General features: G+C 60.5%; 10 protein-coding genes and 1 pseudogene. 3 read left to right on the top strand and 8 right to left on the bottom strand.

Annotated elements, in window-relative coordinates; all coding sequences use genetic code 11:
- Positions 1–83 precede the first annotated feature (83 nt).
- The 3 genes from holA to leuS form a co-directional block, all read right to left on the bottom strand.
- Positions 84–1,121, bottom strand: coding sequence for a DNA polymerase III subunit delta (holA, locus tag F0169_RS17085; protein WP_122251541.1), 1,038 nt, complete (start codon positions 1,119–1,121; stop codon positions 84–86).
- A 39-nt stretch (positions 1,122–1,160) separates the two neighbouring features.
- Positions 1,161–1,766 carry an LPS-assembly lipoprotein LptE gene (locus tag F0169_RS17080; protein ID WP_058415610.1) on the bottom strand — a complete coding sequence of 202 codons (606 nt, stop codon included), beginning with the start codon at positions 1,764–1,766 and terminating at the stop codon, positions 1,161–1,163.
- An 88-nt stretch (positions 1,767–1,854) separates the two neighbouring features.
- Positions 1,855–4,461 (bottom strand): leucine--tRNA ligase, encoded by a 2,607-nt coding sequence (gene leuS, locus F0169_RS17075; RefSeq protein WP_152747147.1) that lies wholly within the window; start codon positions 4,459–4,461, stop codon positions 1,855–1,857.
- Positions 4,462–4,721: 260 nt separating this feature from the next.
- On the opposite strand from leuS, the gene F0169_RS17070 reads away from it, so the two are divergent.
- Complete coding sequence (locus tag F0169_RS17070) at positions 4,722–5,039, top strand: hypothetical protein (RefSeq protein ID WP_152747146.1); 318 nt, start codon at positions 4,722–4,724, stop codon at positions 5,037–5,039.
- A gap of 101 nt (positions 5,040–5,140) precedes the next feature.
- A complete protein-coding gene (locus tag F0169_RS17065) occupies positions 5,141–5,902 on the top strand; it encodes a YdcF family protein (protein ID WP_152747145.1) in 762 nt (253 codons plus the stop codon).
- Between the two features lie 55 nt (positions 5,903–5,957).
- Here the strand turns inward: F0169_RS17065 and lnt are convergent.
- The 5 genes and pseudogenes from lnt to miaB all read right to left on the bottom strand — a co-directional run bounded on the left by lnt (position 5,958) and on the right by miaB (position 11,391).
- Positions 5,958–7,480 (bottom strand): annotated as a pseudogene (gene lnt, locus F0169_RS17060) (apolipoprotein N-acyltransferase).
- An 8-nt stretch (positions 7,481–7,488) separates the two neighbouring features.
- Positions 7,489–8,328 (bottom strand): HlyC/CorC family transporter, encoded by an 840-nt coding sequence (locus F0169_RS17055; RefSeq protein WP_005791724.1) that lies wholly within the window; start codon positions 8,326–8,328, stop codon positions 7,489–7,491.
- A 27-nt stretch (positions 8,329–8,355) separates the two neighbouring features.
- Positions 8,356–8,829 carry an rRNA maturation RNase YbeY gene (gene ybeY, locus F0169_RS17050; RefSeq protein ID WP_058415615.1) on the bottom strand — a complete coding sequence of 158 codons (474 nt, stop codon included), beginning with the start codon at positions 8,827–8,829 and terminating at the stop codon, positions 8,356–8,358.
- Positions 8,822–9,823, bottom strand: a complete 1,002-nt coding sequence (locus F0169_RS17045) for a PhoH family protein (protein ID WP_058415616.1) — start codon at positions 9,821–9,823, stop codon at positions 8,822–8,824. The genes ybeY and F0169_RS17045 overlap by 8 nt, the downstream gene beginning before the upstream one ends.
- Positions 9,824–10,062: 239 nt before the next feature.
- The gene (gene miaB, locus F0169_RS17040; protein WP_058415617.1) at positions 10,063–11,391 is read right to left on the bottom strand and encodes a tRNA (N6-isopentenyl adenosine(37)-C2)-methylthiotransferase MiaB; all 1,329 of its coding nucleotides are present in this window, start codon (positions 11,389–11,391) and stop codon (positions 10,063–10,065) included.
- A gap of 131 nt (positions 11,392–11,522) precedes the next feature.
- Between miaB and F0169_RS17035 the strand changes: the two genes are divergently transcribed.
- On the top strand, positions 11,523–11,849 hold the full coding sequence (locus F0169_RS17035) for a DUF1820 family protein (RefSeq protein WP_003194436.1): 327 nt from the start codon (positions 11,523–11,525) through the stop codon (positions 11,847–11,849).
- The last annotated feature ends 87 nt before the right edge of the window (positions 11,850–11,936 follow it).

Below are 11,936 nucleotides of genomic sequence, written 5' to 3'. Positions count from 1 at the left end.
TCCCGATGGCGGTCTATCAGTGATGGATGTAATGGCTGACTCGCCGCCATCGGGAGCAAGCCCCTCCCACAGGGGATAGGAGGTTATTCGGCGGGTAATGTAAGGCGCTGGCCAGACATCAATAGTGACAAACGGCTGAGGCTCATCCATGGCGAGCCCGCCGCCTGGCCTTTGATTTGCGCGTCAATGCGCTGGGCTTCGAGCAACAGTTGCGCCCAGCGTTGCGCCGAGTACCGTTGCAGGGCTTTGCTCATCAGCGGTTTGCGCTTGTCCCACACCGGCGGCCTGGCCTGGCTGAAGGCTTTGTCCAGCGGGATGCCCTGGCTGTATTGCAGTGCAATATTAGCCAGCACGCGCAGCTCCCGCGCCAGCGCCCAAAGAATTACCGGCGGCTCCACGCCTTCGCCACGCAGCCCTTCGAGCATGCGCAGGGCGTGGGCGGGTTCACCGTTGAGAATCGCATCGACCAGCCCGAACACATCAAAACGCGCGCTATCGGCCACCGCGCCTTGCACGGTTTCGACGGTAATCTGCCCGTCCTCGGCCATCAGCTTGAGCTTTTCGATCTCTTGGGCGGCGGCCAGCAGGTTGCCTTCGACCCGTGCGGCGATCAGCTCCACAGCGTCTTGTGTCGCCGACAGCCCCGATTGGGACAGACGCTGACGAATCCACTGCGGCAACTGGTTGCTGTCCACTGGCCAGATCTGGATGAACTGGGTCTGTGGGCCTTCCACCAACGCCTTGCCCCATTTGGTCTTCTGCGCGCTGCCGTCAAGCTTGGGCAGGCTGACGAGCAACACCGTGTCTTCAAATGGGCGCGAGCAATATTCCATCAAGGCGGCCGCGCCTTTGTCACCTGGCTTGCCCGAAGGCAGGCGCAGTTCCAACAGGCGTTTTTCGGCAAACAGCGACATGCTCGCGCCGGCCTGCAGCAACGTACCCCAGTCGAAACTGGCGTCGGCGCTGAACACCTGGCGTTCATCGAAGCCTTGTTGGCGCGCGGCTGTGCGAATGGCGTCTGCCGCTTCCTGGCACAGCAGCGGGTCGTCACCGCTGACGATATAGACAGGCGCGAGGCCACCTTGCAGGTGTTTGGCGAGTTGGGCGGGAGCGAGTTTCATAGGCGGGTCGAACGGGGCGCCTAGGGCGCCCCGCTTGGCTTACTCTACCGGGACTTCAACAGGCGATTGTTTCGGCGTGTTGTTTTCGTACTCTTGCGCCGCTTTCAGGGCGTCGGCGTCAGCCTTGGCCTTGTTGTCGGCAGTACGTTGCAGCACTTCAAGCTGTTGCGGGGTCAGCAACTGCAGGCGCAGCATCAAGCGCTGGATCAGCTCACGACGCATTTCTTTGCGAACCTGGGTAATTTCCGAGTCCGAACCCACCAAGTTGTTGCCGTCGTGGCTCACGACCTTCTGCACCTGAATCTTGTCACCCATCAATGGCAGGTGGTCGCGGCCCTGGACTTCGAAGTTGAGTTCGGAGGTCAGTTCGATGTCGGACGCACGGCCGGCGCTGGCGTAGCTGAGGTTACGCTGGGTTTCTTTCTCGTCGACCAGGTTCAGTTTGTAGAGCGCGCCGGTGTACACGCGCACGCCGCTGTTTTCCAGGGTCTGGCGCAGCTGAGTCACGGTTTCGCCATAGGCGTTGCGGGCGCTGACGTCCAGTTCCTTGATGCTCAGTTCATTGGTGCCGGTGCCGCGCAGTTGGAAGCCGCAGGCACTCAGCAGCACAGCAAGGCCCATCACCAGCAAATTGCGTTTGATCATTTTGTTGCTCCCCTTGAAACCATGTGGGCCTTATCGAGGCCTTGGAGGTTTTGTTCGGCGCAGGGCTCAAGCCCTGCGCCCGATCCGATTAGCTAGCGACTATATTGACCAGTTTGCCGGGCACCACGATCACTTTGCGGATCGTCAGGCCTTCGGTAAAGCGCAGCACGTTTTCGTTGACGCGTGCCGCCGCTTCCACGTCTTCACGGCTGGCGCTGGCGGGCATATCGATCTGGCCGCGCAGTTTGCCGTTGACCTGAATCACCAGTTGCAGCGTGTCCTGTACCAGTGCGCTGTCATCCTGCACCGGCCACTTGGCATCAATGACCGCTTCGCTGTGGCCCAAACGGCTCCACAGTTCGTGGCTGATGTGCGGCGTGATCGGCGCCAGCAGCAAGGTGACTGTTTCCAGGCCTTCCTGCACCAGCGCGCGGTCTTGTTCGGTGGTTTGCGGGGCTTTTTCGAGTACGTTCATCAGCGTCATCACTTGCGCGATGGCGGTGTTGAATTTGTGATTTTGCCCTACGTCCTGGCTGGCCTGCCGGATGGCCAGGTGGGTGCTGCGGCGAATGGCTTTCTGCTCGTCGGTCAGGCCGGCCACGTCGAGTTTGCCCGGCAGGCCCTGGCTGAGATGCGCGTGCGCCAGGCGCCAGACGCGCTTGAGGAAGCGGTGCGAACCTTCGACGCCGGAGTCGGACCATTCGGCGCTCATGTCGGGCGGCGAGGCGAACATCATGAACAGGCGGCACGTGTCGGCGCCGAACTGATCGATCATCGACTGAGGGTCGACGCCGTTGTTCTTCGACTTGGCCATCTTCTCGGTGCCGCCGATTTCCACCGGCAGGCCGTCGGCAATCAGCTTGGCGCTGATCACTTTGGCTTTGCTGTCACGCTCAAGTTCTACGTCCGCCGGGTTGAACCAGGTGTAGGCGCCATTGGCTTCGCGACGGTAATACGTGTCGGCGATGACCATGCCCTGCGTCAGCAGGTTCTTGAACGGCTCGTCGGAGCTTACCAGGCCTTCGTCGCGCATCAGCTTGTGGAAGAAGCGCGCGTACAGCAGGTGCAGAATGGCGTGTTCGATGCCACCGATGTACTGGTCTACCGGCAACCAATGGTCGGCAGCGGATTTTTCCACCAGGCCGCCTTCATAGTGCGGCGAGGCATAACGAGCGTAGTACCACGAGGACTCGACGAAGGTGTCCATGGTGTCGGTTTCGCGCTTGGCAGGCTGGCCGCATTTCGGGCAAGCGCATTCGTAGAACTCGGGCATGCGCGCCAGCGGTGAACCGGCGCCGTCCGGCACCACGTCTTCGGGCAATATGACCGGCAACTGGTCTTCCGGCACCGGCACGTCACCGCAGCTTTCGCAGTGGATGATCGGGATCGGGCAACCCCAATAGCGCTGGCGGCTGATGCCCCAGTCGCGCAGGCGGAACTGGGTGCGCGAGGCACCGAGGTTTTTCTTGATCAGGGCAACTTCAATTGCGTCAAAGGCGCCGGCGAAGTCGAGGCCGTCGAATTCGCCGGAGTTGATCAGTTCGCCGTGTTCGCCGTAGGCGTCTTGCCACGGGGCCGGGTTGGTGTCACCCGCGCTGGTACGCACCACGGACTTGATCGGCAGGCTGTATTTGACGGCGAATTCAAAATCGCGCTCGTCGTGCGCCGGCACCGCCATGACCGCGCCGTCGCCGTAGTGCATCAGCACATAGTTGGCGACCCACACCGGGAGTTTTTCGCCCGTCAGCGGGTGCTCGACGAACAGCCCGGTCGGCAGGCCTTTTTTCTCTTGGGTGGCGACGTCGGCTTCGGCCACGCTGCCGCCTTTGCATTCGGCGATAAATGCCTGCAGCACAGGGTTGTTGTGTGCGGCCTGAGTGGCCAGCGGGTGTTCGGCGGCCACGGCGACGTAGGTGGCGCCCATCAGGGTGTCCGGCCGGGTGGTGAAGACTTTGAGTGCGCCCGCTGCGCCGATCGAGTCGAGGTTGTACGGGAACTGCACTTCCATGCCCTTGGATTTGCCGATCCAGTTGCGCTGCATGGTCTTGACCTGTTCAGGCCAGCCCGGCAAATCGTCGAGGCTCGACAACAGTTCATCCGCGTAGGCGGTGATCTTGAAGTAGTACATCGGGATTTCGCGCTTTTCGATCAGCGCGCCGGAGCGCCAGCCGCGACCGTCAATGACCTGCTCGTTGGCCAGTACGGTCTGGTCGACCGGGTCCCAGTTCACGGTGCCGCTTTTTTTGTAGATCACCCCTTTTTCGAACAGGCGAGTGAACAGCCATTGTTCCCAACGGTAGTAATCGGGCTTGCAGGTGGTCACCTCGCGTGACCAGTCCACCGCCAAGCCCAGGCTGCGCAGCTGGGTCTTCATGTAGGCGATGTTTTCGTAGGTCCACTTGGCGGGGGCCACGTTGTTTTTCATCGCGGCGTTTTCCGCCGGCATGCCAAAGGCGTCCCAACCCATGGGTTGCAGGACATTTTTGCCGAGCATGCGCTGGTAGCGGGAGATCACGTCGCCGATGGTGTAGTTACGCACATGCCCCATGTGTAGCTTGCCGCTGGGGTAAGGGAACATCGACAGGCAATAGAAAGTCTCCTTGCCTGGCTGTTCACTGACTTCAAAGGACTTCTGCTCGTCCCAGAACGACTGGGCGGCGTTTTCTATTTCACGGGGCTGATAGTGTTCGTGCATGGCTACTTTTGAACTGAATGGGGTGGCCTAATCCTCTTCGGTGCAACGTTCAGGTTGATCGACACCAAAAAGCGGCGCGTCCGTGCCCAAACCCTGCGGGAAGTGGAGTTACAGGAAGCGCCGTAGCATACATGACCCCACTCTATCGAGGGAAACCCTGATTGCTCGGCAAGGGCCGTCTGTCGCGGCGCCACGCACGCGCGGCAACCGGGACTACGCTGTTTATTGGGGAGCAAGTCTTATCTTCAATGAGGTGAGGGATGGCTGAATCGCAGCGAACTTTAACGAAACCGCAGCTATACGAAGGGTTGATCGAGCGTTTGGGTCGGGCATTGGATGCCGCAACAACCGCAGGCCGATTGCGTGATGAACGGCCTCTGGAGTTGGAGTTGCGTGGCTTGAGCAAGGCAGAGCTTGAACTGATCAAGGTCTACCTTGAGTTGAATCACCACCGCGCCGCGCTTGCGCAGGCTTCCCCGTCCGCCACAGAGCCCTCGCGTTCAGCCAAGGTGATCTGGCTGAAGGACGTGTGTGCGGGCCGCAGCCTTGAAAAACTGCGAGCCGTACGGTGCAAGTGAAACGCAGGGTTATGCTTTAACTTTCTTGATTGAAATGTGCGCGTAAAGATTGTCGTAAAACCACGTTGCATCTAGGCTTCGGGCATCTTTGGAGATGCCCGATGCCTTTTCGTTATTTCATCAAACAACTGCTTTTGCCGCCCGGTATTTTTTTGCTGTTGCTCGCGCTTGCCTGGTGGTTTCGTAAAAGTCGCCCACGCTTGGCCAGGGTGTGTTTTGCCGCCGGGTTGGGCGGGATGTGGTTGATCAGCCTGCCAGTGATGGTGCAATGGGCCGCGCATGCCCTGGAGACCGAACCGCCGTTGGCCCGTGAAGACTGGGCGACGCTGGCGCAGCGCGCCGACGCGATTGTGGTGTTGGGTTCGGGGCGTGAGCGCGGTGACCCCGCGTGGGGCACAGACCAGCCCACGGGCATCGGGCTGGAGCGCCAGCGCTATGCCGCGCGACTGGCCAAGGCGTCCGGGTTGCCGTTATTGACCAGCGGTGGCCTGCATTACGGCACGCCGCCGAGTGAGGCCGAACTGATGGCCGTGTCGCTGCAGGATGATTTTGGCGTCAGCGTGCGCTGGAAAGAAGAGCGCAGCCGTACCACGTGGGAAAACGCACAGATGAGCGCCGATATTCTGTTGCCGCAAGGCATCAAGCGGGTGGTGGTGGTGACTCAGGCCTGGCATATGCCGCGCGCGGTGTGGAGCTTTGAGAAGGCCGGCTTCACGGTGGTGCCCGGCCCGGTAGGCTTTTTGGGTGTGGACAATGCCCGGCCGCTGGGCGGCTGGATGCCGGAGTTCGTGTCGGTGTGGCGCAGCGGGCAGTTGATCAATGAAGCGGTGGGGCAGGTGGGCTATCGGTTGTTTTACCGATAACGGCGTAAATCAACAGGTGGGAGGGCGCCCTCCCACCGTGTTTTGGGTGTGTCTGTTAAACGGTTTTCGACATTCGAGCCGCCAGTAATGCCCAACCGAACAGTGCCAGGCACACGATGATCAGCGGCCACGAGCGCCATTGCAGGTAAGGCGTGAGGTTGTGCATCGGCACCACTTCGCCGTACAAAATTCCCCGTTCGAACTGCGGGATCTGCTCGGTAATCTGCCCAAACGGGTTGATCAGGCCGGTCACGCCGTTGTTGGTGGCGCGGATCATCCAGCGGCCAGCCTCCAGCGCGCGCATCTGCGCCATTTGCAGGTGTTGCAGCGGGCCGATCGAGCGGCAAACCACGTGTCGTTGCTGATTGTCAGCAACAGATCGCTCTGGGCCGAGAGGCCTGCAGCGAATTCCGGGTACACCACTTCATAGCAAATGAACGGCGCAATCTGATAACCCTTGGCCTGCAACATCGGCTGGTCCGCAGGGCCGCGGGCGAAGTCCGACATCGGCAGGTCGAAGAAGGCGATCAGCCCGCGCAGTATGTCTTGCAGCGGCACGTATTCGCCAAAGGGCACCAGCTTTTGTTTCAGGTAAGTGCCTTCGCCTTCGCCGACCACGGTGATGCCGTTGAAGAAGCGCTTCTCGTGGTGCACTTCCTGGCGGATCGGTACGCCGGTGATCAGCGCGGTGTTCCGGTCGGCGGCGAACTTGCCCATCATGGCCAGGTAGCCTTCGACAGAGTCCTTGAGCACCGGCACCGCCGTCTCCGGCCACACCAGCAGGTCGACGCGTTTGGAGCTCAAGCTCATGTCGCGGTACAGCGCCAACTGCGCATTCAGCTGTTCGGGGTCCCACTTCATGCTTTGTTCGACGTTGCCCTGAATCGCCGCCACGCTCAGCGGTGCGCCGGAGGGCGTGGTCCAGGCGTGATGCTTAAGCGCGAGGCCGATGGCCCATGGCGCAACCAGCAGCACCAGGCCCGCGCCGATAAAGCTGTTGCGCTGGCTTGCCAGCAGGCGCGGCAGGTTGCACAGCACGGCAGCGGTCAGCGCCAAGGCGAACGAGATCAGCCACATCCCGCCCAGCGGTGCGAGGCCGGTGAGTGGGCCGTCGAGTTGGCTGTAACCGGAATAGAGCCAGGGGAAACCCGTCAGGAACCAGCCGCGAAACGCTTCCTGGCCGACCCACAACGCAGCAAAGGTCAGCGCGTCGGCCAATGGCGCTTCATTGCGGCGCAGCCAGCGCGCCCACAACCAAGCGGGCAGGGCGAAGAACCAGGCAATCGCGGCGGTAAACAGCAGCATCAAAAAGCCAGCCAGCAACACCGAAGCGCCGCCAAAATGGTGAATGCTGTAGTAGATCCAGCTGGTGCCGGCGCCAAACAGGCCGAAGCCGAAACACCAGCCACGGCCCAGCGCCTGACGCGGCGTCAGCTCGCGCAGGCCGATATAGAACAACCCGGCTGCGACCAGCGCAAACGGCCACAGGTCGAACGGCGCCAGCGCCAGTGTTGTCATGGCGCCAGCCACCACGGCCAGCAAATTACCGGGCCAGCCGGGGCGAGTCAGGCGCTGCATGTCATTCCTTAGCGGGCAATAGGTGTGAGGCGAATCAAGTGAATCCGGCGGCTGTCGGCATTCAGGATGCGGAACCGATAGGCGCCGATCTCGGTGGTTTCGTTACGCTTGGGCAGGTGCCCGAACGCACTCATCACCAGGCCACCGACGGTGTCGAACTCGTCGTCGGAGAATTCGCTGTCGAAGAACTCGTTGAAGTTCTCGATCGGCGTCAGCGCCTTGACCAGGAAGTCACCGCTGGGCAGCGGCTTGATGTAGCTGTCTTCTTCTACGTCGTGCTCGTCTTCGATGTCGCCGACGATTTGTTCCAGCACGTCTTCGATGGTCACAAGCCCTGCCACGCCGCCGTATTCGTCGATCACGATGGCCATGTGATTGTGGTTGGCGCGGAACTCGCGCAGCAACACATTCAGGCGCTTGGATTCAGGCACGAAGGTGGCCGGGCGCAGCAGGTCCTTGATGTTGAAGGAGTCGCCGTTCTCTTTGAGGATCAACGGCAACAGGTCCTTGGCCAGCAGGACGCCCATGACGTCGTCATGGCTTTCACCGATCACCGGGTAGCGCGAGTGCGCCGAGTCGATCACGGCCGGGAGGAATTCCCGTGGGGTCTGGGTCGCCTTGATGCTGATCATCTGCGAACGCGGAACCATGATGTCCCGAACTTGCAGGTCAGCCACCTGGATGGCGCCTTCGACGATGGCCAGCGCTTCGCTGTCCAGCAACTTGTTCTGATGGGCCTCGCGCAGCAGCTCCAGCAGCTCCTGGCGGTTTTTCGGCTCGTGGGCAAAAGCCTGGGTCAGTTTACCCAGCCACGACTTCTGCCCGTTGCTCGATCGGTCTTCGCTCATAGCGATTACTCTAAATCCTTTGTTGTGTCAGTTAGGGGGTGTATCGGTTTCGTCGTCTGCATAAGGGTCGCGATGACCCAATTCTGCAAGCAACGTTTGTTCCAGTGTTTCCATTTCCACGGCTTCGTCATCGTCTATATGGTCGTAGCCCAAGAGATGCAAACAACCGTGGATGACTAGATGTGCCCAATGCGCCTCAAGTTCCTTGCCTTGTTCCCTGGCCTCGCGTTCCACCACTTCAACACAGATGACCAGATCGCCCAGCAGCGGAATATCCAGTAACTCATCTGGTACGTCGGCGGGGAAGGACAGCACGTTGGTCGCGTAGTCCTTTTGGCGCCAGGTGTGATTCAGTTCACGGCCTTCGGGCTCGTCGACCAGACGAATGGTCAATTCCGAGTCGGCGCTGCGCTGGCGCAAGGCTAGCGTGCACCATTCACGGAACTGCGCTTCGCTGGGGGCGGGCGCTTCGGTGGCCAACTGCAGGTCAAGCTCAAGCATCGCGGCGAACGTCCTTGGCCGGTGCGTCATCACGGTGATCAAAGCGCTCGTAGGCTTCGACGATGCGCTGAACCAGCGGGTGGCGCACCACGTCTTTGGGCATAAAATGCGTAAAGCTGATGCCCGGCACGTCCTTGAGCACATCAATCACCTGCGCCAGCCCCGACTTCGTGCCCTTGGGCAGGTCAACCTGGGTGACGTCGCCAGTGATCACGGCGGTGGAGCCGAACCCGATACGCGTCAGGAACATCTTCATCTGTTCGACGGTAGTGTTCTGGCTTTCGTCGAGGATGATGAAGCTGTTGTTCAGCGTACGGCCACGCATGTAGGCCAGCGGGGCGATCTCGATCACCTGGCGCTCGATCAGCTTGGCCACGTATTCAAAGCCGAGCATCTCGTAGAGTGCGTCGTAGAGTGGGCGCAGGTACGGGTCGATCTTCTGGGCCAGGTCGCCGGGCAGGAAGCCAAGTTTTTCACCCGCTTCAACCGCCGGGCGCACCAGCAGGATGCGGCGCACTTGCTCGCGCTCCAGAGCATCAACCGCGCAAGCCACCGCCAGGTAGGTCTTGCCTGTACCGGCGGGGCCGATGCCGAAGTTGATGTCGTTATTGAGGATTTCTTTAACGTAGCGCTGCTGATTCAAGCCGCGTGGGCGAATCATGCCTTTTTTGGTGCGCAGGGCCACGCTGGCTTCGGCGACCGGGTTGTTGGCCAAGTCTTCCACGGCAGATTCCTGCAGGTACAAGTGCACGGACTCCGGCGACAGCTCACTGCCCTTGGTTTCGCGGTAGAGGCGGCGCAGCAGGTTTTCTGCAGACGTGGTGTGTTGCGGTTCACCAATAAGCTCGAACTGATTGCCGCGGTTGCGGATCTCGATGCTCAGGCGTTGTTCGATCAGGCGCAGGTGCTCGTCGAACTGTCCGCACAGGTTGGCGAAACGGCGAGCCTCAAAGGGCTCGAGGATAAAACGATGGGGTTCTATAGGTGCGTTCAAGGTCGCTTTTAGCCGCCCTTTGGCTGTTGAGGTGAAACAGAGGATAACGCCAGGCGCCGGCGTGCGAAAGCACTTAAGTCATCGCAATGTGGCGCAGTCCCAATATGCGAGCGGGCGTGTGTGGGAGCGGGCTTGCTCGCGATGGCCTCACCTCGGTGTACCTGCTGGACCGAGGCGTCTGAATCGCGAGCAAGCCCGCTCCCACATTTTGATCTCAATCAGTCAGAAATATGGGGGGGTTACTGCACCAATGACCCGCGCAACGAGTGCGGTTGGGCCGCATCAATATGCACGTCGGCGAACTGGCCAATCAGGGTGGGCGTGTCGCAACGGAAGTTGACGATGCGGTTGTTCTCGGTACGGCCTTGCAACTCGCCCGGGTCTTTTTTCGAGTAGTCGGTGACGAGAATGCGCTGGATCGAACCGACCATTTGTCGGCTAATTTCGAAGCCTTGCTGGTTCAGGCGGTGTTGCAGCGCGTTCAAACGCTCTTTTTTCAGCGCTTCCGGGGTCTCATCTGCCAGGTCGGCGGCCGGGGTGCCGGGGCGCTGGCTGTAGACGAACGAGTAGGAAAAGTCGAAACCGACGTCTTCGATCAGCTTCATGGTCTGCTCGAAATCTTTCTCGGTCTCGCCGGGGAAGCCGACGATAAAGTCCGAGCTGATGCAGATACCCGGCACCGCTGCGCGCAATTTGCGCAGTTTGGATTTGTATTCCAGCGCGGTGTGGTTGCGTTTCATGGCTGACAGAATTCGGTCCGAACCGGATTGCACCGGCAAATGCAGGTGTTTGACCAGCTCCGGCACCTCGGCATGCGCCTGAATCAGGCTGTCGGAGAACTCCAGCGGGTGCGAAGTGGTGTAGCGAATGCGCTCGATGCCATCCACCGCCGCCACCACGCGGATCAGCTCCGCCAGGTCGGCCAGGCGGCCGTCTTGGGTCTGGCCACGGTAGCCGTTGACGTTCTGGCCGAGCAGCGTCACTTCGCGCACGCCGTTTTCGGCCAAATGGATGATTTCCGCCAGCACGTCGTCAAACGGTCGGCTGACTTCTTCGCCACGCGTGTAAGGCACTACACAAAACGTGCAGTACTTGCTGCAGCCTTCCATCACCGACACGTAGGCACTTGGCCCGTCAATGCGCGGCTCTGGCAAATGGTCGAATTTTTCGATTTCGGGGAACGAGACGTCTACCTGCGGCAACTTGGTGAGGCGCGCGGCGTCGATCATTTCCGGCAAGCGGTGCAGGGTTTGCGGGCCAAATACTACGTCGACATAGGGGGCGCGGTCGCGGATCGCGGCGCCTTCCTGGCTGGCCACGCAGCCGCCGACGGCGATCACCATGTCCGGGTTCGCCAGTTTTAATTCGCGCCAGCGGCCCAGCTGCGAGTACACACGGTCCTGCGCCCGTTCACGAATCGAGCAGGTATTGAGCAGGATGACGTCGGCATCTTCGGCGCGGGCGGTGACTTCCAGGGCCTGGTGGGCGCCCAGCAGGTCGACCATGCGCGAGCTGTCGTACTCGTTCATCTGGCAACCGTGGGTTTCGATGTAAAGCTTCTTGGCCATGGGAATCATCAACTGGTGGTAAAGAACCGCGCATTATAGGGGGCATGCCCATTGGTTCCTAGCGCTGTGCATCGGGTGCCATGCTATAGTTCGCGCCCTCTTTTATATCCCCGATGTGTTGTTCGCCCACCATGACCAAACGTGAAGCTCCAATCTATAAGGTGATTTTCCTTAACCAGGGCCAGGTGTTCGAAATGTACGCCAAGCAGATCTATCAAAGTGATCTGTGGGGCTTCCTGGAAGTGGAAGAGTTCGTCTTTGGCGAGCGCACCCAGTTGGTCGTCGACCCGGGCGAAGAAAAGCTCAAGGCGCAGTTCGAAGGCGTGGTGCGCAGCTTTGTGCCGATGCATTCGATCGTGCGCATCGATGAAGTCGAGCGCTTGGGCACACCGAAGATCAGCGAAGCCCGTGGCACCAGCAATGTCATGCCGTTTCCGATGCCGATGCCTGAGAAGTAGGGCTTTAGACCGGGTCGCGCCCTATCGCGAGCAAGCCCGCTCCCACAGTAGACCGAGTTCCCATGCTGGAATGCATTCAAATGTGGG

Source organism: Pseudomonas kitaguniensis (assembly GCF_009296165.1).
Taxonomy (GTDB): domain Bacteria; phylum Pseudomonadota; class Gammaproteobacteria; order Pseudomonadales; family Pseudomonadaceae; genus Aquipseudomonas; species Aquipseudomonas kitaguniensis.
This window is presented reverse-complemented; position numbering and strand designations above follow the sequence as displayed.